32 protein-coding genes are annotated in these 19,604 nt (G+C 55.7%); 31 read left to right on the top strand and 1 reads right to left on the bottom strand.

Annotation, left to right across the window (positions count from 1 at the left end):
• The 31 genes from H043_RS0125785 to bfr all read left to right on the top strand — a co-directional run.
• On the top strand, nt 1-466 hold a 466-nt coding region (locus tag H043_RS0125785; protein WP_027614254.1), incomplete at its 5' end, for an EF-Tu/IF-2/RF-3 family GTPase.
• Nucleotides 467-624: 158 nt separating this feature from the next.
• Entirely contained in the window at nt 625-936 is a 312-nt protein-coding gene (rpsJ, locus tag H043_RS0125780; RefSeq protein ID WP_003186070.1) for a 30S ribosomal protein S10, read from the top strand.
• Nucleotides 937-1,016: 80 nt separating this feature from the next.
• On the top strand, nt 1,017-1,652 hold the full coding sequence (gene rplC / locus H043_RS0125775) for a 50S ribosomal protein L3 (RefSeq protein WP_003228738.1): 636 nt from the start codon (nt 1,017-1,019) through the stop codon (nt 1,650-1,652).
• A 12-nt stretch (nt 1,653-1,664) separates the two neighbouring features.
• Nucleotides 1,665-2,267, top strand: a complete 603-nt coding sequence (gene rplD, locus H043_RS0125770; protein ID WP_003228735.1) for a 50S ribosomal protein L4 — start codon at nt 1,665-1,667, stop codon at nt 2,265-2,267.
• Nucleotides 2,264-2,563: a 50S ribosomal protein L23 gene (gene rplW, locus H043_RS0125765; protein ID WP_002555488.1), complete on the top strand. Its 300-nt coding sequence runs from the start codon at nt 2,264-2,266 to the stop codon at nt 2,561-2,563. The genes rplD and rplW overlap by 4 nt, the downstream gene beginning before the upstream one ends.
• 14 nt (nt 2,564-2,577) lie before the next feature.
• Nucleotides 2,578-3,402 carry a 50S ribosomal protein L2 gene (gene rplB / locus H043_RS0125760; protein WP_003228734.1) on the top strand — a complete coding sequence of 275 codons (825 nt, stop codon included), beginning with the start codon at nt 2,578-2,580 and terminating at the stop codon, nt 3,400-3,402.
• A gap of 16 nt (nt 3,403-3,418) precedes the next feature.
• Nucleotides 3,419-3,694 carry a 30S ribosomal protein S19 gene (rpsS, locus tag H043_RS0125755; protein ID WP_003228731.1) on the top strand — a complete coding sequence of 92 codons (276 nt, stop codon included), beginning with the start codon at nt 3,419-3,421 and terminating at the stop codon, nt 3,692-3,694.
• Nucleotides 3,695-3,705: 11 nt separating this feature from the next.
• The gene (gene rplV / locus H043_RS0125750) at nt 3,706-4,038 is read left to right on the top strand and encodes a 50S ribosomal protein L22 (RefSeq protein ID WP_003103908.1); all 333 of its coding nucleotides are present in this window, start codon (nt 3,706-3,708) and stop codon (nt 4,036-4,038) included.
• A 13-nt stretch (nt 4,039-4,051) separates the two neighbouring features.
• Nucleotides 4,052-4,738 carry a 30S ribosomal protein S3 gene (rpsC, locus tag H043_RS0125745; protein ID WP_003176422.1) on the top strand — a complete coding sequence of 229 codons (687 nt, stop codon included), beginning with the start codon at nt 4,052-4,054 and terminating at the stop codon, nt 4,736-4,738.
• Nucleotides 4,739-4,750: 12 nt separating this feature from the next.
• Complete coding sequence (rplP, locus tag H043_RS0125740; RefSeq protein WP_003228729.1) at nt 4,751-5,164, top strand: 50S ribosomal protein L16; 414 nt, start codon at nt 4,751-4,753, stop codon at nt 5,162-5,164.
• Nucleotides 5,164-5,355 (top strand): 50S ribosomal protein L29, encoded by a 192-nt coding sequence (gene rpmC / locus H043_RS0125735; RefSeq protein ID WP_002555481.1) that lies wholly within the window; start codon nt 5,164-5,166, stop codon nt 5,353-5,355. Before rplP ends, rpmC begins: the two co-directional genes overlap by 1 nt.
• Before the next feature lie 2 nt (nt 5,356-5,357).
• Nucleotides 5,358-5,624, top strand: coding sequence for a 30S ribosomal protein S17 (gene rpsQ / locus H043_RS0125730; protein ID WP_003194644.1), 267 nt, complete (start codon nt 5,358-5,360; stop codon nt 5,622-5,624).
• Nucleotides 5,625-5,647: 23 nt separating this feature from the next.
• The gene (gene rplN, locus H043_RS0125725; RefSeq protein ID WP_002555479.1) at nt 5,648-6,016 is read left to right on the top strand and encodes a 50S ribosomal protein L14; all 369 of its coding nucleotides are present in this window, start codon (nt 5,648-5,650) and stop codon (nt 6,014-6,016) included.
• An 11-nt stretch (nt 6,017-6,027) separates the two neighbouring features.
• Nucleotides 6,028-6,342, top strand: coding sequence for a 50S ribosomal protein L24 (gene rplX, locus H043_RS0125720; RefSeq protein WP_003186046.1), 315 nt, complete (start codon nt 6,028-6,030; stop codon nt 6,340-6,342).
• A 20-nt stretch (nt 6,343-6,362) separates the two neighbouring features.
• Complete coding sequence (gene rplE / locus H043_RS0125715) at nt 6,363-6,902, top strand: 50S ribosomal protein L5 (RefSeq protein WP_003210069.1); 540 nt, start codon at nt 6,363-6,365, stop codon at nt 6,900-6,902.
• Nucleotides 6,903-6,915: 13 nt separating this feature from the next.
• Nucleotides 6,916-7,221, top strand: coding sequence for a 30S ribosomal protein S14 (rpsN, locus tag H043_RS0125710; RefSeq protein ID WP_003228726.1), 306 nt, complete (start codon nt 6,916-6,918; stop codon nt 7,219-7,221).
• 209 nt (nt 7,222-7,430) lie between these two features.
• Complete coding sequence (gene rpsH, locus H043_RS0125705; RefSeq protein WP_007966178.1) at nt 7,431-7,823, top strand: 30S ribosomal protein S8; 393 nt, start codon at nt 7,431-7,433, stop codon at nt 7,821-7,823.
• A 12-nt stretch (nt 7,824-7,835) separates the two neighbouring features.
• The gene (gene rplF / locus H043_RS0125700) at nt 7,836-8,369 is read left to right on the top strand and encodes a 50S ribosomal protein L6 (RefSeq protein ID WP_007966176.1); all 534 of its coding nucleotides are present in this window, start codon (nt 7,836-7,838) and stop codon (nt 8,367-8,369) included.
• 10 nt (nt 8,370-8,379) lie between these two features.
• Nucleotides 8,380-8,730 (top strand): 50S ribosomal protein L18, encoded by a 351-nt coding sequence (rplR, locus tag H043_RS0125695; protein ID WP_003186037.1) that lies wholly within the window; start codon nt 8,380-8,382, stop codon nt 8,728-8,730.
• Nucleotides 8,731-8,733: 3 nt separating this feature from the next.
• Nucleotides 8,734-9,234, top strand: a complete 501-nt coding sequence (gene rpsE / locus H043_RS0125690; RefSeq protein ID WP_003176409.1) for a 30S ribosomal protein S5 — start codon at nt 8,734-8,736, stop codon at nt 9,232-9,234.
• Nucleotides 9,235-9,236: 2 nt separating this feature from the next.
• Nucleotides 9,237-9,413 (top strand): 50S ribosomal protein L30, encoded by a 177-nt coding sequence (gene rpmD, locus H043_RS0125685; RefSeq protein ID WP_003176408.1) that lies wholly within the window; start codon nt 9,237-9,239, stop codon nt 9,411-9,413.
• A 3-nt stretch (nt 9,414-9,416) separates the two neighbouring features.
• Complete coding sequence (rplO, locus tag H043_RS0125680; protein ID WP_003228720.1) at nt 9,417-9,854, top strand: 50S ribosomal protein L15; 438 nt, start codon at nt 9,417-9,419, stop codon at nt 9,852-9,854.
• A complete protein-coding gene (gene secY / locus H043_RS0125675; RefSeq protein ID WP_003228718.1) occupies nt 9,855-11,183 on the top strand; it encodes a preprotein translocase subunit SecY in 1,329 nt (442 codons plus the stop codon).
• 27 nt (nt 11,184-11,210) lie between these two features.
• Nucleotides 11,211-11,327, top strand: coding sequence for a 50S ribosomal protein L36 (gene rpmJ, locus H043_RS30025; protein ID WP_002555468.1), 117 nt, complete (start codon nt 11,211-11,213; stop codon nt 11,325-11,327).
• A 130-nt stretch (nt 11,328-11,457) separates the two neighbouring features.
• On the top strand, nt 11,458-11,814 hold the full coding sequence (gene rpsM / locus H043_RS0125670; RefSeq protein WP_008374135.1) for a 30S ribosomal protein S13: 357 nt from the start codon (nt 11,458-11,460) through the stop codon (nt 11,812-11,814).
• 30 nt (nt 11,815-11,844) lie between these two features.
• Nucleotides 11,845-12,234 carry a 30S ribosomal protein S11 gene (rpsK, locus tag H043_RS0125665; RefSeq protein WP_002555466.1) on the top strand — a complete coding sequence of 130 codons (390 nt, stop codon included), beginning with the start codon at nt 11,845-11,847 and terminating at the stop codon, nt 12,232-12,234.
• 18 nt (nt 12,235-12,252) lie between these two features.
• Nucleotides 12,253-12,873 carry a 30S ribosomal protein S4 gene (gene rpsD, locus H043_RS0125660; RefSeq protein WP_003176404.1) on the top strand — a complete coding sequence of 207 codons (621 nt, stop codon included), beginning with the start codon at nt 12,253-12,255 and terminating at the stop codon, nt 12,871-12,873.
• Nucleotides 12,874-12,895: 22 nt separating this feature from the next.
• The gene (gene rpoA, locus H043_RS0125655) at nt 12,896-13,897 is read left to right on the top strand and encodes a DNA-directed RNA polymerase subunit alpha (RefSeq protein WP_003186012.1); all 1,002 of its coding nucleotides are present in this window, start codon (nt 12,896-12,898) and stop codon (nt 13,895-13,897) included.
• Nucleotides 13,898-13,939: 42 nt separating this feature from the next.
• Nucleotides 13,940-14,326: a 50S ribosomal protein L17 gene (rplQ, locus tag H043_RS0125650; protein ID WP_003176402.1), complete on the top strand. Its 387-nt coding sequence runs from the start codon at nt 13,940-13,942 to the stop codon at nt 14,324-14,326.
• Nucleotides 14,327-14,565: 239 nt separating this feature from the next.
• Nucleotides 14,566-16,020: a catalase gene (locus H043_RS0125645; RefSeq protein WP_027614253.1), complete on the top strand. Its 1,455-nt coding sequence runs from the start codon at nt 14,566-14,568 to the stop codon at nt 16,018-16,020.
• A gap of 150 nt (nt 16,021-16,170) precedes the next feature.
• Nucleotides 16,171-16,635, top strand: a complete 465-nt coding sequence (bfr, locus tag H043_RS0125640) for a bacterioferritin (protein ID WP_027614252.1) — start codon at nt 16,171-16,173, stop codon at nt 16,633-16,635.
• Between the two features lie 64 nt (nt 16,636-16,699).
• Here the strand turns inward: bfr and uvrA are convergent, their stop codons facing one another.
• Complete coding sequence (uvrA, locus tag H043_RS0125635; RefSeq protein ID WP_027614251.1) at nt 16,700-19,534, bottom strand: excinuclease ABC subunit UvrA; 2,835 nt, start codon at nt 19,532-19,534, stop codon at nt 16,700-16,702.
• Nucleotides 19,535-19,604 lie beyond the last annotated feature (70 nt).

Genomic DNA, 19,604 nt, shown 5'->3' with positions numbered 1-19,604 from the left:
AGATGCACTGGAAATCGTTGGTCTGCGTGACACCACCACCACCACCTGCACCGGTGTTGAGATGTTCCGCAAGCTGCTCGACGAAGGTCGTGCTGGCGAGAACTGCGGCGTTCTGCTGCGTGGTACCAAGCGTGACGACGTTGAGCGTGGTCAGGTTCTGGTTAAGCCGGGTTCGGTTAAGCCGCACACCAAGTTCACCGCAGAAGTTTACGTTCTGAGCAAGGAAGAAGGCGGTCGTCATACTCCGTTCTTCAAAGGCTACCGTCCACAGTTCTACTTCCGTACTACTGACGTGACTGGTAACTGCGAGCTGCCAGAAGGCGTTGAAATGGTAATGCCAGGTGACAACATTCAGATGACTGTTACCCTGATCAAAACCATCGCAATGGAAGATGGTCTGCGTTTCGCTATTCGTGAAGGCGGTCGTACCGTCGGCGCTGGCGTCGTAGCCAAAATCATCGAGTAATTCTCTTTTATAGAGTCTGCTTGATGAATTGAAAAAGCCCCCGCTCAGCGGGGGCTTTTTTATTGGGTTGACACCTATCTGGGGCGTCTATAGAATTGCGCCTCCTTTTAACGGGCGTATTGCGCCCGGTGGGAATAGCAGCCGGAGTCTGAAATCCAATGCAAAATCAGCAAATCCGTATCAGGTTGAAGGCTTTCGACCATCGCCTGATCGACCAATCAACCCAGGAAATCGTGGAAACCGCGAAACGTACTGGTGCTCAAGTGCGTGGTCCAATTCCACTGCCTACCCGTAAAGAGCGGTTCACCGTTCTGGTTTCCCCGCACGTCAACAAAGACGCGCGTGACCAGTACGAAATCCGCACTCATAAGCGCGTTCTGGACATCGTCCAGCCAACGGATAAAACCGTTGATGCTCTTATGAAGCTTGATCTTGCGGCCGGTGTGGAAGTGCAGATCAGCCTCGGCTAAGACTCGGTCTTGGTCGTGTAACGCTCTGAAATGGGCGGCCATAGCGGGTGAAAGCCCCGTACACTCATGAGGTTTACAACATGACTATTGGTGTAGTCGGTCGTAAATGCGGTATGACCCGTATTTTCACCGAAGAAGGTGTCTCCATTCCGGTCACGGTCATTGAGATCGAGCCGAATCGCGTCACCCAGTTCAAAACTGAAGAGACCGATGGCTATCGTGCAGTGCAAGTCACTGTCGGCGAGCGTCGTGCTTCGCGTGTAACAGCAGCTCAAGCTGGTCACTTCGCTAAAGCGAACGTTGCCGCTGGTCGCACCACCATGGAATTCCGTCTTGAAGAAGGCGAGTACCAGGCTGGCGATCTGATCAACGCTGAAATCTTCGCCGCTGGTCAACTGGTTGATGTAACCGGTCAGTCCAAGGGTAAAGGCTTCCAGGGTACGATCAAGCGTTGGAATTTCCGCGGGCAAGATAACACCCACGGTAACTCCGTATCCCACCGCGTCCCAGGCTCTATCGGCCAGTGCCAGACTCCTGGTCGTGTATTCAAGGGCAAAAAAATGTCCGGTCATATGGGCGCTGAGCGCGTGACCGTGCAGTCCCTGGAAGTAGTGCGCGTGGACGCTGAACGCAATCTGTTGTTGGTCAAGGGCGCTGTTCCTGGCGCTACTGGCGGCAACCTGGTTGTACGTCCAGCAGCCAAGGCTCGCGGTTAAGGGGAAGCTGACATGCAATTAAATGTAAATGACGCTCAAGCGATCGAAGTTTCCGAACTGACATTTGGCGGCGAGTTCAACGAGACGCTGGTTCACCAAGCAGTCGTGGCCTACATGGCCGGCGGCCGTCAAGGTAGCAAGCAGCAAAAGACCCGTTCCGACGTTCGTGGTGGCGGCAAGCGCCCATGGCGTCAGAAAGGTACTGGCCGTGCTCGTGCCGGTACTATCCGTAGCCCAATCTGGCGTGGCGGCGGTACCACTTTCGCAGCTCGTCCACAGGATCACTCCCAGAAGCTGAACAAGAAGATGTATCGCGCAGCAATGCGTTCCATCCTTGCTGAGCTGGTGCGTACTGATCGTCTGGTCGTGGTTCAGGATTTCGCTGTTGAAACTCCGAAAACCAAAGATCTGCTGGGCAAGCTGAACAACATGAGCCTGACCGATGTTCTCATCGTGTCGGACGCTGTTGATCAGAACCTGTACCTGGCTGCTCGTAACCTGCCACACGTAGATGTACGTGACGTGCAAGGTTCCGATCCAGTTAGTCTGATCGCATACGACAAGGTGTTGATCACCGTGTCGGCCGTGAAGAAATTCGAGGAGCTGCTGGGATGAACCAGGAACGCGTATTTAAAGTTCTGCTTGGCCCGCACGTTTCCGAGAAGGCTACGGTTCTGGCAGACAAGAAAGGCCAGTTCGTTTTCAAGGTTGCTACTGATGCAACCAAGCTGGAAATCAAGAAGGCCGTCGAAAGCCTGTTCAGCGTGAAAGTAGAGCGCGTCACTACCCTGAACGTTCTGGGTAAGAGCAAGCGCACTGCTCGCGGTCTGGGCAAGCGTAATGACTGGAAGAAGGCAGTTATCTCCCTTCAGCCAGGCCAAGATCTCGATTTCAGCAGCAGTGCTGAGTAAGGAAGGGGTGCATCATGGCAATCGTTAAATGCAAACCGACTTCCCCTGGCCGCCGTTTTGTGGTCAAGGTGGTCAACCAGGAGCTGCATAAAGGCGCTCCTCACGCACCGCTGCTCGAGAAAAAATCGAAGACTGGTGGTCGTAACAACAATGGCCGTATTACCACTCGTCACATCGGTGGTGGTCATAAGCAGCATTACCGTATGGTCGATTTCCGTCGCAACGACAAAGATGGCATCGTCGCCACTGTCGAGCGTATCGAATACGATCCAAACCGTACTGCTCACATCGCACTGCTCTGCTACGCAGACGGCGAGCGTCGCTACATCATCGCCCCTAAAGGCGTGAGTGCTGGCGACCAGCTGATCGCAGGCGCTCTGGCTCCAATCAAGCCAGGCAACGCTCTGCAACTGCGCAACATTCCAGTCGGTTCTACCGTACACGGCATCGAACTGAAGCCAGGTAAAGGCGCACAGATCGCTCGTTCCGCTGGTGCTTCGGCTCAGCTGATCGCTCGTGAAGGCGTGTACGTTACCCTGCGTCTGCGTTCCGGTGAAATGCGTAAAGTCCTGGCTGAATGCCGTGCGACCCTGGGCGAAGTCTCGAACTCCGAGCATAGCCTGCGTTCGCTGGGTAAAGCTGGTGCCAAACGCTGGCGTGGCGTTCGCCCAACCGTTCGTGGTGTTGCCATGAACCCGGTTGACCACCCACATGGTGGTGGTGAAGGTCGTACCTCTGGTGGTCGTCATCCGGTATCGCCATGGGGCTTCCCGACTAAGGGCGCGAAGACTCGTGGTAATAAGCGTACCGACAAAATGATCGTCCGTCGTCGCAAGTAAATAGAGGGATACGACAGTGCCACGTTCTCTGAAAAAAGGTCCTTTTATTGATCTTCACCTACTGAAGAAGATCGAAGTGGCGGCGGAAAAGAACGATCGCAAACCAATTAAGACTTGGTCGCGTCGTTCGATGATCCTGCCACAAATGGTCGGTCTGACCATCGCAGTACACAACGGCCGTCAGCACGTCCCAGTTCTCGTGAACGAAGACATGGTTGGCCATAAACTGGGCGAGTTCGCCGGTACCCGCACTTATCGTGGGCACGTGGCTGACAAGAAAGCCAAGCGTTAAGGGGTAAGGAAATGGAAGTAGCCGCTAAGTTGTCGGGCGCTCGAATCTCCGCCCAGAAAGCCCGCTTGGTCGCCGACCAGATCCGCGGGAAGAAGGTGGGCGAAGCGCTCAACCTGTTGGCTTTCAGCAGTAAGAAAGCCGCCGAGATCATGAAGAAAGTGCTGGAGTCGGCCGTAGCCAACGCCGAGCATAACGAAGGCGCAGACGTTGATGACCTGAAGGTCAGCACTGTTTTCGTCAACGAAGGGCGTTCGCTGAAGCGCATCATGCCACGTGCCAAAGGCCGTGCTGATCGCATCGTCAAGCGGTCTTGCCATATCACTGTCAAGGTTGCTGACAAGTAACGGAGTCGAAGAGATGGGTCAGAAAGTACATCCCATTGGCATTCGCCTGGGAATCGTCAAGGAGCACACCTCCGTCTGGTACGCAGACGGTCGGACTTATGCGGACTACTTGTTCGCAGATCTGAAAGTGCGTGAGTATCTCCAAGACAAACTAAAAAGCGCGTCCGTAAGCCGTATCGATATCCATCGTCCGGCCCAAACTGCACGCATCACCATCCACACCGCTCGTCCAGGTATCGTTATCGGGAAGAAAGGTGAAGATGTTGAGAAACTGCGTCAGGACCTGACCAAGCAAATGGGTGTGCCTGTGCACATCAATATCGAAGAGATCCGCAAGCCGGAGCTCGACGGTATGCTGGTTGCGCAGAGCGTAGCTCAGCAGCTGGAGCGTCGTGTAATGTTCCGTCGCGCTATGAAGCGCGCAGTACAGAACGCCATGCGCATTGGTGCCAAAGGCATCAAAATCCAAGTGAGCGGTCGTCTCGGCGGTGCTGAAATCGCACGTACTGAATGGTATCGCGAAGGTCGTGTGCCACTGCACACCCTGCGTGCCGACATCGACTATGCCAACTACGAAGCTCACACCACCTACGGTGTGATCGGTGTAAAGGTTTGGATCTTCAAAGGCGAAGTAATTGGTGGTCGCCAAGAAGAGCTGAAACCACAAGCACCAGCGCCTCGTAAAAAAGCTGCTAAGTAAGGGGTACGCCAAATGTTGCAACCAAAGCGTACGAAGTTCCGCAAGCAGATGACCGGCCACAACCGTGGTTTGGCACTGCGCGGTAGCAAAGTCAGCTTCGGCGAGTTCGCGCTGAAGTCTGTTGCTCGTGGTCGTCTCACCGCTCGTCAGATCGAGTCAGCGCGTCGTGCTCTGACCCGTCACGTAAAACGTGGTGGCAAGATCTGGATCCGTGTATTCCCGGACAAGCCGATCTCCAAGAAACCTCTCGAGGTTCGTATGGGTAAAGGTAAGGGTAACGTGGAGTACTGGGTTGCCCAGATTCAGCCAGGCAAAGTCCTGTATGAAATCGAGGGTGTTTCTGAAGAGCTGGCGCGTGAGGCTTTCGCCCTGGCTGCTGCAAAGCTGCCGCTCGCCACCTCCTTTGTTAAACGGACGGTGATGTGATGAAAGCGAATGAACTTCGTGAAAAATCCGCACAGCAGCTGAACGAGCAACTGCTCGGCTTGCTGCGCGACCAGTTCAATCTGCGTATGCAGAAAGCAACTGGCCAGTTGGGGCAGTCTCATCTGCTCTCGCAAGTTAAGCGTGACATCGCTCGCGTGAAGACTGTGCTCAACCAGCAGGCAGGTAAGTGATCATGGCTGAAGCCGAAAAAACTGTCCGTACGCTGACTGGCCGTGTTGTCAGCGACAAGATGGACAAAACCATCACCGTTCTGATCGAGCGTCGCGTTAAGCACCCGATCTACGGTAAATACGTTAAGCGTTCGACTAAGCTGCACGCGCACGACGAAACCAATCAGTGCCACATCGGCGACAAAGTCACTATTCGTGAAACTCGTCCGATGGCCAAGACCAAGTCTTGGGCGCTGGTTGATGTTCTCGAACGCGCTGTGGAAGTCTAAGGGCTAGGGGTCGGAGAAATTATATGATTCAGACTCAATCCATGCTCGATGTGGCCGATAACAGCGGCGCTCGCCGCGTTATGTGCATCAAGGTGCTGGGTGGCTCCCATCGTCGTTACGCTGGTATCGGTGACATCATCAAAGTTACCGTCAAGGAAGCAATTCCTCGCGGTAAAGTGAAAAAAGGCCAAGTGATGACTGCTGTTGTAGTCCGCACTCGTCACGGCGTACGTCGTGCTGATGGCTCCATTATCCGCTTTGATGGCAACGCTGCTGTTCTTCTGAACAACAAGCAAGAGCCGATCGGCACCCGTATCTTTGGGCCAGTGACCCGTGAACTTCGTACTGAGAAGTTCATGAAGATCGTCTCGCTCGCCCCAGAAGTGCTGTAAGGAGATCCGACATGCAAAAGATTCGTCGTGACGACGAGATCATCGTGATCGCCGGCAAAGACAAAGGTAAGCGCGGTAAGGTGCTGAAGGTTCTTGCTGACAACCGTCTGGTTGTTGGTGGTCTGAACCTGGTCAAGCGTCATACCAAGCCTAACCCGATGTCGGGCGTACAGGGCGGTATCGTCGAGAAAGAAGCGCCACTGCACGCTTCCAACGTCGCCATCTTCAACGGCGAAACCAACAAGGCTGACCGCGTTGGTTTCAAAGTAGAAGACGGTAAGAAAATTCGTGTCTTCAAGTCGACCCAAAAAGCGGTTGATGCTTGAACACTGCTAGGTAGAAGACCATGGCACGACTAAAAGAGATTTACCGGAAGGAAATCGCTCCGAAACTTAAGGAAGAACTTAAGCTTTCGAACGTGATGGAAGTTCCGCGCGTTACCAAAATCACCCTGAACATGGGTCTGGGCGAAGCGATCGGCGACAAAAAAGTCATCGAGCACGCTGTTGCTGACCTGGAAAAGATCACCGGCCAAAAAGTCGTTGTGACCTACGCTCGTAAATCCATCGCTGGCTTTAAAGTCCGTGAAGGATGGCCGATCGGCGTCAAAGTGACTCTGCGCCGTGAGCGTATGTACGAGTTCCTGGATCGTCTGCTGTCGATCTCCCTGCCTCGGGTTCGCGACTTCCGCGGCCTGAATGCCAAGTCCTTCGATGGTCGTGGCAACTACAGCATGGGCGTGAAAGAGCAGATCATTTTCCCGGAAATCGACTACGACAAGATCGATGCTCTCCGCGGTCTGGACATTACCCTGACCACCACTGCCAAGAACGATGATGAAGGCCGCGCTCTGCTGCGTGCTTTCAAATTCCCGTTCCGCAACTGATTGGAGTAGGAAAATGGCCAAGAAGAGCATGAAAAACCGTGAGCTGAAGCGTCAGCTCACTGTTGCCAAGTACGCCACCAAGCGTGCAGCGCTGAAAGCTATCATCGTTGATCTGAACGCAAGTCCAGAAGCGCGTTGGGAAGCTACCGTAGCTCTGCAGAAGCAACCACGTGACGCAAGCGCTTCGCGCATGCGTAACCGTTGCCGCCTGACTGGTCGTCCGCACGGCGTTTACCGCAAGTTCGGCCTGGGCCGTAACAAACTGCGTGAAGCGGCAATGCGTGGTGACGTTCCAGGTCTGGTTAAAGCCAGCTGGTAATCGCTGTCAAAGCCTTGATGGTCGGGTTCGCAAGAACCTGACCATCGGTGGCCTTGAATCTGAATCAAGCCCCTTTTGGGGCTTGATTCATTTCTGGGGTGTGTCTAGAATGACCGGCTCGCCTGAGCCCGTGTTTTTCATGCCCGGAGTTTCTCGGCGACATGTAGTAGCCGCAAGGCTAATTTTTCTGTATTAGGAGCGTCTAGCCCATGAGTATGCAGGACCCGTTAGCGGACATGCTAACTCGAATCCGTAATGCCCAGATGGCTGAAAAGTCTGTCGTAAGCATGCCGTCTTCCACGTTGAAGGTGGCTGTAGCAAAAGTCCTGAAGGACGAAGGTTACATCGCGGATTTTCAGATCACCACCGACGCTAAGCCGTCGTTGTCCATCTCGCTGAAATACTTCGAAGGCCGTCCGGTCATCGAGGAAGTGAAGCGCGTTAGTCGTCCAGGCCTGCGTCAGTACAAGTCCGTTGAAGATCTGCCGAAAGTTCGTGGCGGTCTTGGCGTGTCTATCGTCTCCACCAACAAAGGTGTGATGACGGATCGTGCTGCGCGCGCTGCCGGTGTCGGCGGCGAAGTTCTTTGCACTGTGTTCTAAGGGGGGATAAGCATGTCTCGCGTCGCTAAGAACCCCGTTAAGCTGCCAGCCGGTGTCGAAGTAAAATTCGCAGGCCAACAGCTTTCGGTGAAGGGTGCCAAGGGTACTCTTGAACTGAACATCCATTCGTCCGTTGAGATCGTTGAAGAAGCTGGTGAGCTGCGTTTCGCTGCTCGCAATGGCGATCAACAGACTCGCGCAATGGCCGGTACCACGCGTGCGTTGGTAAACAACATGGTCCAAGGCGTAAGCCAAGGCTTCGAGCGCAAGCTCCAGCTGGTCGGTGTTGGTTACAAAGCGCAAGCAAAAGGTCAGGTGCTGAACCTGGCTCTTGGCTTCTCGCACCCAGTGGATTACGAACTGCCGCAAGGCATCACCGCTGAGACTCCTAGCCAGACCGATATCCTGATCAAGGGCATCGATAAACAGCTGGTAGGTCAAGTGGCCGCTGAGATCCGCGACTTCCGTCCACCAGAGCCGTACAAAGGCAAAGGTGTGCGCTACGCGGACGAAGTCGTCCGTCGTAAAGAAGCCAAGAAGAAGTAGGGCATAGCAAATGACCGACAAAAAAGTTACTCGACTGCGTCGCGCTCGCAAAGCACGCCTGAAAATGCACGAACTCGAAGTCGTGCGTCTCTGCGTGTTCCGCTCGTCGCAGCACATCTACGCCCAGGTCATCTCGGCCGACGGCAACAAAGTCCTGGCAAGCGCCTCGACTTTGGATAAAGAACTGCGTGATGGCGCCACTGGCAACATCGACGCGGCCACAAAGGTTGGCCAGCTGGTCGCTACGCGTGCTAAGGCCGCTGGCGTCTCGCAAGTGGCTTTCGACCGCTCTGGCTTCAAGTACCATGGCCGCGTTAAAGCGCTGGCTGATGCTGCTCGTGAAGCTGGGCTGGAGTTCTAAGTTATGTCAAATAACGACCAAAAGCGCGACGAAGGCTACATTGAGAAGCTGGTTCAAGTTAACCGCGTAGCCAAAACCGTTAAAGGCGGCCGTATCTTCACTTTCACCGCGTTGACCGTGGTTGGTGATGGTAAAGGGCGTGTTGGCTTCGGCCGTGGCAAGTCGCGTGAAGTGCCTGCTGCGATCCAGAAGGCAATGGAAGCTGCTCGCCGCAACATGATTCAAGTTGACCTGAACGGCACTACCCTGCAGTACGCAATGAAGTCCGCTCACGGCGCTTCGAAGGTGTACATGCAGCCTGCTTCTGAAGGTACCGGTATCATCGCTGGCGGCGCTATGCGTGCTGTCCTCGAAGTTGCTGGCGTTCAGAACGTTCTGGCCAAGTGCTACGGCTCGACTAACCCGGTAAACGTGGTTCACGCCACTTTCAAAGGTCTGAAAGCCATGCAATCTCCTGAGTCCATCGCTGCCAAGCGTGGCCTGACTGTCAAGGAGATCTTCTGATCATGGCTACCGTTAAAGTTACGCTGATCAAAAGCATGACCGGCCGCATCCCTAACCACAAACTGTGCGTTAAGGGTCTGGGTCTGCGTCGCATCGGTCACACTGTAGAAGTCCAGGATACTCCCGAGAATCGCGGGATGATCAACAAGGCTTACTACATGCTGCGTGTCGAGGGTTAATCGATGAAACTCAATGATCTGAGTCCAGCGCCGGGTTCCCGTCGCGAAAAGCATCGTCCGGGCCGTGGTATCGGTAGCGGTTTGGGTAAGACTGGTGGCCGTGGCCACAAAGGTCAAACCTCCCGCTCCGGTGGCACTATTGCTCCAGGCTTTGAAGGCGGTCAACAGCCGCTGCATCGTCGCCTGCCGAAGTTCGGTTTCGTTTCCCTGAAAGCCATGGACCGCGCAGAAGTGCGTCTGTCCGAGCTGGCCAAAGTGGAAGGCGACATCGTCACCGTGCAGTCCCTGAAAGATGCCAACGTGATCAACGTCAACGTACAGCGTGTGAAAATCATGCTGTCCGGTGAAGTGACTCGCGCTGTCACTATCGGCAAGGGAATCGGCGCCACCAAAGGTGCGCGTGCGGCTATCGAAGCAGCTGGCGGCAAGTTCGAGGAATAAATGGCTAAGCAAGGTGCTCTCTCTGCGCTCGGCAAAGGCGGTATGTCTGAACTCTGGGCTCGTCTGCGTTTTCTGTTCCTGGCGATTATCGTCTACCGAATAGGCGCACACATCCCGGTTCCAGGTATCAACCCGGACCGACTCGCAGACCTGTTTCGACAGAATGAGGGGACCATTCTTAGCTTGTTCAACATGTTCTCCGGCGGCGCGCTGGAACGGATGAGCATCTTTGCACTGGGGATCATGCCGTACATTTCGGCATCGATCATCATGCAACTGATGACCGCCGTCAGCCCGCAGCTGGAGCAGTTGAAGAAGGAAGGTGAAGCTGGCCGTCGCAAGATCAGCCAGTACACCCGCTACGGCACCGTCGTCCTCGCTCTCGTTCAGGCTATTGGCATGTCCATTGGTCTGGCGGGGCAGGGCGTTGCGTTCACTGGTGACTTTGGCTTCCATTTCGTCGCGGTATCCACTTTTGTGGCTGGTGCGATGTTCATGATGTGGCTGGGTGAGCAGATTACTGAGCGTGGTGTAGGCAACGGTATCTCGATGTTGATTTTTTCGGGTATCGTCGCCGGTCTTCCGAGAGCAATAGGGCAGTCTTTCGAGTCTGCGCGTCAGGGTGATATCAATATCTTCGCCTTGGTTGCCATCGGTTTGCTGGCAGTAGCGATTATCGGTTTCGTGGTGTTCATTGAGCGTGGCCAGCGTCGTATCGCTGTTCACTACGCCAAGCGTCAGCAGGGCCGCAAGGTTTTTGCTGCGCAGACAAGCCACTTGCCGCTGAAGGTGAACATGGCCGGTGTTATTCCGGCTATTTTCGCGAGCAGCATTTTGCTGTTCCCGGCTTCGTTGGGTGCCTGGTTTGGTCAGTCTGAAGGTATGGGCTGGTTGCAGGACATCTCGCAGTCGATCGCTCCTGGTCAGCCGTTGAATATTCTGCTGTTTAGTGCAGGGATTATTTTCTTCTGCTTCTTCTATACGGCGTTGATGTTCAATCCGAAAGACGTAGCGGAAAACCTGAAGAAGTCCGGTGCCTTTATTCCGGGCATCCGTCCAGGTGAGCAGTCTGCACGCTATATTGATGGCGTTCTGACTCGCTTGACCATGTTCGGTGCTCTTTACATGACGGCCGTGTGCCTGTTGCCCCAATTCCTGGTGGTTGCAGCAAACGTTCCGTTCTACCTTGGCGGGACCTCGTTGCTGATCGTGGTCGTGGTTGTGATGGACTTCATGTCCCAAGTACAATCGCACCTCGTTTCGCACCAGTACGAATCCCTGATGAAGAAAGCCAACCTGAAGGGTTACGGCAGCGGCATGTTGCGCTGAGTACCCATAAGGTTCGAGGAGTTGGTGATGAAAGTTCGTGCATCGGTGAAAAAGCTGTGCCGTAACTGCAAGATTATTCGCCGCGAAGGTGTTGTTCGAGTAATTTGCAGCGCGGAACCGCGTCACAAACAGCGCCAAGGCTGAGTGTGATTGTGCTTCAAGCCCGGCAGCTAGTGCGCTGCCGGGTTGATTATTTGTTATTACAGCGATATTATCTCGCGCCCTATTTCTTGGCTTCCGGGGCGTAGGTAGCTGTCAATTGGAGTCCCACTGAATGGCCCGTATTGCAGGCGTTAACATTCCAGATAACAAGCATACTGTTATCTCGCTGACCTACATCTATGGTGTCGGTCGCACTACTGCGCAGAAAATCTGTGCAGACACTGGGGTAAACCCAGCAGCAAAGATCAAAGATCTGAGCGACGAGCAAATTGAACAGCTGCGTGGCGAAGTGGCGAAGTTCACCACTGAAGGTGACCTGCGTCGCGAAATCAACATGAAAATCAAGCGCTTGATGGACCTCGGTTGCTATCGCGGTCTGCGTCATCGTCGCGGTCTTCCAGTACGCGGTCAGCGTACCAAGACCAACGCGCGTACCCGTAAAGGTCCGCGTAAGCCGATCCGCAAGTAATCGCCCCAGCGAATCGACAGGAATTTAATCATGGCAAAACCTGCTGCTCGTCCTCGTAAAAAAGTTAAAAAGACAGTGGTTGATGGCATCGCCCACATCCATGCTTCTTTTAACAACACCATCGTGACCATTACCGACCGTCAAGGTAACGCTCTTTCCTGGGCTACCTCCGGTGGTTCGGGTTTCCGCGGTTCCCGCAAGTCCACCCCGTTCGCTGCTCAAGTAGCTGCTGAGCGTGCTGGTCAAGCTGCGCTGGAATACGGCCTGAAAAACCTCGACGTTAACGTCAAGGGTCCAGGTCCAGGTCGTGAATCCGCAGTCCGCGCTTTGAACGGCTGTGGCTACAAGATCGCCAGCATCACCGACGTGACGCCAATCCCGCACAACGGGTGCCGTCCGCCGAAGAAGCGCCGCGTGTAATCCAGGAGATTGTAAAGAATGGCTCGTTACATTGGTCCAAAATGCAAACTCGCTCGTCGCGAAGGCACCGATCTCTTCCTGAAGAGCGGCGTGCGCGCGATCGAATCGAAGTGCAACATTGAAGCAGCACCTGGTATCCACGGCCAACGCCGCGGTCGCCAGTCCGACTACGGCACCCAACTGCGTGAAAAGCAGAAGGTCCGTCGTATCTACGGCGTTCTCGAGCGTCAGTTCAGCGGCTACTACAAAGAAGCTGCTGGCAAGAAAGGTGCAACCGGTGAAAACCTGCTGCAACTGCTCGAATGCCGTCTGGACAACGTTGTATACCGTATGGGCTTTGGTTCGACTCGTGCCGAATCCCGTCAGCTGGTATCGCACAAGTCGATCAGCGTTAACGGTCAGACCGTAAACGTTCCGTCGTATCAGGTTCGTGCTGGTGACGTGGTCGCAGTTCGCGAGAAAGCAAAAAACCAACTTCGCATTGTCCAAGCTCTCGATCTGTGTGCCCAGCGTGGCCGCGTAGAATGGGTAGAAGTAGACACTGAGAAGAAGTCGGGCGTTTTCAAGAACGTTCCTGCTCGCAGTGATCTGTCCGCCGACATCAACGAAAGCCTGATTGTCGAGCTCTACTCCAAGTAAGGGCTAGAAAATAGGTGCATCCATGCAGATTTCGGTAAATGAGTTCCTGACACCCCGCCACATTGATGTGCAGGTTGTCAGTCCAACCCGCGCCAAGATCACTCTCGAGCCTCTCGAGCGTGGTTTTGGCCACACCCTGGGCAACGCGCTGCGCCGCATCCTGTTGTCCTCAATGCCCGGCTGCGCAGTAGTCGAGGCCGAGATTGACGGTGTGCTCCACGAGTACAGCGCCATCGAAGGTGTACAGGAAGACGTAATTGAAATCCTGTTGAACCTTAAAGGTCTGGCCATCAAGCTGCACGGTCGTGACGAAGTTACGCTGACCTTGTCGAAGAAGGGTTCGGGGGTGGTTACCGCTGCCGATATTCAGCTGGATCATGATGTCGAGATCGTTAACCCCGATCACGTAATCGCTAACCTGGCGTCTAACGGCGCCCTGAACATGAAGCTCACCGTAGCTCGTGGTCGTGGTTATGAACCAGCCGACTCGCGTCAGAGCGATGAAGACGAAAGCCGCAGCATTGGTCGCTTGCAGCTCGACTCTTCGTTCAGCCCGGTTCGCCGTATCGCATACGTGGTGGAAAACGCCCGTGTCGAGCAGCGTACCAACCTGGACAAGCTGGTTATTGATCTGGAAACCAACGGTACCCTGGATCCTGAAGAGGCTATCCGCCGCGCTGCAACCATCCTGCAACAGCAGTTGGCTGCGTTCGTCGACCTCAAAGGTGACAGTGAGCCAGTGGTTGTCGAGCAGGAAGACGAGATCGATCCGATCCTGCTTCGCCCGGTTGACGATCTGGAACTGACTGTACGTTCGGCTAACTGCCTTAAGGCGGAAAACATCTACTACATCGGCGACCTGATTCAGCGTACCGAAGTAGAGCTGTTGAAGACTCCGAACCTGGGCAAGAAATCCTTGACTGAAATCAAGGACGTTCTGGCCTCCCGCGGTCTGTCCCTCGGCATGCGCCTCGACAACTGGCCGCCTGCAAGTCTTAAGAAGGACGACAAGGCGACTGCCTGATCGTCGTAATCACCGAACGTAGTGTTTGGTAAGGAATGAACCATGCGTCATCGTAAAAGTGGGCGTCACCTGAGCCGCACCAGCTCGCACCGCAAGGCCATGTTCCAGAACATGGCGGTGTCGTTGTTCGAGCACGAGCTGATCAAGACTACTCTGCCAAAAGCCAAAGAACTGCGCCGCGTTGCCGAGCCGCTGATCACTCTGGCCAAGACAGACAGCCTGGCTAACCGCCGTCTGGCTTTCGACCGTACTCGTTCGAAAGCTATCGTTGGTAAGCTCTTCAACGACCTGGGCAAGCGTTACGCTACCCGTGAGGGTGGCTACCTGCGCATCCTCAAGTGCGGCTTCCGCGCTGGCGACAACGCGCCTATGGCGTACGTCGAGTTGGTTGATCGTGCTACTGCTGGCGAAGCTGTATCCGCCGAGTAAGACGTCAGTCTGAAACGAAAAACCGGGCCTAGTGCCCGGTTTTTTGTGCCCGCAAGAAATGCGCTGTTCGTACAAGCTTCTGACATTGTTGTGTTGCCACTATGTGCAGGGAAACATAATTAGTAATTATCTATCGATGACTGCAAGTTAATGAATTTGTAGGTGTCTCATCGATGATCAATACTTCCCAGCAAGCCGATTAGCCGGCAGTTTCAAGACTGACAGAGGAAGAAGACCGTATGAGCCAGATCAAAACGCTTACGACCGCCAGTGGCGCACCTGTCGCCGATAACCAGAATTCTCGCTCCGCCGGCCCCCGTGGCCCGCTGCTGCTCGACGATTTTCATCTGATCGAGAAGCTTGCCCATTTCAACCGTGAAAACATTCCTGAGCGCCGCGTGCACGCCAAGGGCTCGGGTGCTTACGGTACGTTCACCGTGACCCGTGATATCACCGAATACACCAGCGCCAAACTGTTTGAGGCCGTGGGCAAGCAAACGCCAACGTTCTTGCGCTTCTCTACTGTAGGCGGCGAACGTGGCTCGGCTGACACTGAACGTGATCCACGTGGGTTCGCCCTCAAGTTCTACACCGAAGAGGGCAACTGGGACATCGTTGGCAACAACACCCCTGTTTTCTTCATTCGTGATCCACTGAAGTTTCCCGACTTTATCCACACGCAGAAACGTCTGCCGCAGAGCAACCTGAAAAGCGCCCAGATGATGTGGGACTTCTGGTCGCATTCGCCGGAAGCACTGCATCAAGTGACCATTCTGTTCTCGGATCGTGGCATTCCCGACGGCTATCGCCATATGCACGGCTTCGGCAGCCACACCTACAGCCTGATCAATGCCAAAGGTGAGCGTCACTGGGTGAAGTGGCACTACAAAACCAAGCAGGGCATCAAGAACCTGGCACCAGCCGATGCTGCGCGCCTGGCGGGTACCGATCCGGATTACGCTCAGCGTGATCTGTTCGAAGCCATCGAGCGTGGCGATTTCCCGAAATGGCGCGTATGCATTCAGATCATGACCGAGGCTCAGGCTGCAGCGCACTATGAGAACCCGTTCGACGTGACCAAGACCTGGTCGCAAAAGGAGTTTCCGCTGATCGAAGTCGGCGAACTGGAGCTGAACCGCAACCCGCTGAACTACTTTGCCGAGGTCGAGCAAGCCGCATTCGGTCCGAGCAACATGGTGCCAGGTGTCGGTCTGTCGCCGGATCGCATGCTGCAAGGCCGCGTGTTCGCCTACGCCGATGCACATCGCTATCGCGTGGGCACAAACCACCAACAATTACCGGTGAATGCGCCGCGCAGCCCGGTGAATACGTACCAGCGCGACGGCTCGATGGCCTTCGGCAGCAATGGTGGTGCAGCACCTAACTACGAACCGAACAGCTACATTGAATCACCGAAGCAAGCTCCGCACTACGCCGAGCCTGCACTGGCATTGAGTGGTGCTGCTGACCGTTACGATCATCGCGAAGACACCGATTACTACAGCCACGCCGGTGCGCTGTTCCGTCTGATGAGCGACGAGCAGAAAGCCTTGCTGGTCAGCAATATCGCCGGCGCCATGAGCGGTGTTTCACCTGATGTGGTTGATCGTCAGTTGCAGCATTTCTATAAGGCCGATCCGGCGTATGGAGAAGCAATCGCAAAGCTGCTCGACGTACAGCTTAACGAAGTCTAAACGAGAAGCAGAACCGCCCTCATTGGGGCGGTTTTTGCGTTATTTAGGCTGGTTTTCTCAGAATATCTTCGCTTTTATTGCGCGAAACGGGGTGACCTTCCGGTCAGCTTGGTTCAAACTACAGACTTTCAAGCAGGGAGATGTAGGGCGATGCAAGGCCACCCAGACGTAATCGATTACCTCAACACGTTGCTGACCGGCGAACTGGCCGCGCGTGACCAATATTTTGTTCACTCGCGGATGTATGAGGACTGGGGTTTCACCAAGCTCTACGAACGAATCAACCACGAGATGGAAGAAGAGTCCGGTCACGCCGACGCACTGATGCGCCGGATCCTGATGCTCGAAGGCACACCGCGCATGCGCCCGGACGATCTCGACGTCGGCACCACCGTCCCGGAGATGCTCGAAGCCGATCTGCGTCTCGAGTACAAAGTCCGCGCCGCTCTGTGCAAAGGCATTGAGTTGTGCGAGCAGCACAAGGATTATGTCAGTCGCGAAATCCTGCGTGTTCAGCTCAACGACACTGAAGAAGATCACACCTACTGGCTGGAAAAGCAGTTGGGCCTGATCAAGCTCATCGGTCTCGAGAATTACCTGCAATCTCACACCTGATTGCACAGACACAAAAAAGCCCCTGTCACGGTTGAAGTGACAGGGGCTTTTTCATGCCCGGAGATCAGGCCCGATCGCGAATCAGCAATGGCTTGAGGTAATGACCGGTGTGAGACTGCTTCATCTCGGCCACTTCCTCCGGCGTACCGGTGGCGATGATCTGACCACCCTTGGAGCCGCCCTCCGGCCCCAGATCCACCAGCCAGTCGGCAGTCTTGATCACGTCCAGATTGTGCTCGATCACCACCACGGTATTGCCGTGGTCGCGCAGGCGATGCAGCACGTCGAGCAGTTGCTGGATATCCGCGAAGTGCAGACCGGTGGTCGGCTCATCGAGGATATACAGAGTTTTGCCGGTGTCGCGCTTGGACAGCTCGCGTGACAGCTTGACCCGCTGCGCTTCACCACCGGACAGCGTGGTTGCCGACTGCCCGAGCTTGATGTACGACAGGCCCACATCCATCAACGTCTGTAGCTTGCGTGCAAGCGCCGGTACCGCGTCGAAGAACTCCCGCGCCTCCTCGATGGTCATCTCGAGGGTTTCGTGGATGCTCTTGCCCTTGTATTTGATCTCAAGGGTTTCGCGGTTGTAGCGCTTGCTCTTGCACACATCGCACGGCACGTAAATGTCCGGCAGGAAGTGCATTTCCACTTTGATCAGACCGTCGCCCTGGCACGCCTCGCAGCGACCGCCCTTGACGTTGAACGAGAAACGCCCCGGGCCGTAACCTCGGGAGCGTGACTCGGGTACACCGGCGAACAGTTCGCGGATCGGTGTGAACAGCCCGGTGTAGGTCGCCGGATTGGAGCGCGGCGTACGGCCGATCGGGCTCTGATCGATATCGACGACCTTGTCGAGATGTTCCAGGCCCTTGATGCTGTCGTGAGCGGCCGCTTCCAGCGTGGTCGCACCATTGAGTGCAGTAGCGCTCAGCGGGAACAGCGTGTTGTTGATCAACGTCGACTTGCCGGAGCCGGAAACGCCGGTCACGCAGGTCAGCAGACCGATCGGGATTTCCAGATCGACGTTGCGCAGGTTGTTGCCGCGCGCGCCCTTGAGCGACAGCGTCAGCTTCTTGTTACGCGGCGTGCGTTTGGCCGGCACTTCGATCTTCACCCGCCCCGACAGGTATTTACCGGTCAGGGAATCCGGGTGCGCCATGACTTCGGCCGGCGTGCCTTCAGCCACGATCTGCCCGCCGTGCACCCCGGCGCCCGGCCCGATATCCACCACATAGTCGGCCAGACGAATCGCGTCTTCGTCGTGCTCGACCACGATCACCGTGTTGCCGATGTCGCGCAGGTGCTTGAGGGTGCCGAGCAACCGGTCGTTATCGCGCTGATGCAGGCCGATGGATGGTTCGTCGAGGATATACAGCACCCCGACCAGACCGGCGCCGATCTGGCTCGCCAGACGAATGCGTTGCGCCTCGCCACCGGACAGGGTGTCGGCGCTGCGATCCAGCGATAGATAGTCGAGGCCGACGTTGACCAGGAACTGCAGACGCTCGCGGATTTCCTTAAGGATCTTGTCGGCGATTTCGCCGCGACGGCCGGTCATCTTCAACTCGCCGAAGTATTCGCAGGCATCGCCAATCGGCAGGTTGGTCACTGCCGGCAGGGTTTTCTCGCCAACCCACACGTGCCGCGCTTCACGGCGTAGACGAGTGCCGCGGCAATCCGGGCAAGCCTGGGTGCTGAGAAACTTGGCCAGCTCTTCGCGCACGCTGGCCGATTCGGTTTCGCGGTAGCGACGCTCAAGGTTCGGCACGATACCTTCGAACGGGTGCGAACGTTTGACGATGTCGCCGCGGTCATTGAGGTACTTGAAGTCGACATTCTGCGAGCCGCTGCCGTGCAGGATCTGTTTCTGCTGTTCGGCGGTCAGCTCGTTGAACGGCTTCTCAAGACTGAACTTGTAGTGCGAGGCCAGTGAGCCGAGCATCTGGAAATAATAGACGTTACGCCTGTCCCAGCCGCGAATCGCGCCCTCGGCAAGAGTCAGTTCACCATTGACCAGGCGCTTGATGTCGAAGAACTGCTTCACGCCCAGACCATCGCAGGTCGGGCAGGCGCCGGCCGGGTTGTTGAAGGAGAATAGCTTCGGCTCAAGCTCGCTGATCGCATGGCCGCAGATCGGGCAGGCAAAGCGCGCGGAGAAGATCATCTCTTCACCTGGCTCATCGTCCATCGGCGCGACCAAGGCAATGCCGTCCGCCAGCTTCAGTGCGGTTTCGAACGATTCGGCCAGACGCTGCTGCAGGTCGGCGCGGACCTTGAAACGGTCGACGATCACATCGATCGAGTGCTTCTTCTGTTTATCCAGTTTCGGCAGTTCATCGAGTTCGCAGATGCGACCGTTGACCCGCGCACGGACGAAGCCTTGGGCGCGCAGCTCTTCGAACACTGACAAGTGCTCGCCTTTGCGCTCGCGGATCACCGGCGCCAGCAGCATCAGTTTGCTGCCCTCCGGTTGCGCCAGCACCAGGTCGACCATCTGGCTGACGGTCTGAGCTTCCAGCGGAATATCGTGATCCGGGCAGCGCGGCGTACCGACGCGTGCATACAGCAGACGCAGGTAGTCGTAGATTTCGGTGATGGTGCCGACCGTGGAACGCGGGTTGTGCGAGGTCGACTTCTGTTCGATGGAGATCGCCGGCGACAAACCTTCAATGGTGTCGACGTCGGGTTTTTCCATCATCGACAGGAACTGTCGGGCGTAGGCCGACAGGGATTCGACATAGCGGCGCTGACCTTCGGCGTACAGCGTGTCGAAGGCCAGGGACGACTTGCCGGATCCGGACAGGCCGGTGATGACGATCAGTTTGTCCCGTGGCAGGGTCAGGTCGATGTTCTTCAGGTTGTGGGTACGGGCCCCACGTATCAGGATCTTGTCCAAAGTGGCCTCGCTCGGCGGGCGTCGAAAACGTAGGAGTATACGGGCAAATACTGGATGGATGCACACTATC

It is taken from the genome of Pseudomonas sp. URIL14HWK12:I6 (assembly GCF_000514195.1).
Lineage (GTDB): Bacteria > Pseudomonadota > Gammaproteobacteria > Pseudomonadales > Pseudomonadaceae > Aquipseudomonas > Aquipseudomonas putida_A.
This window is presented reverse-complemented; position numbering and strand designations above follow the sequence as displayed.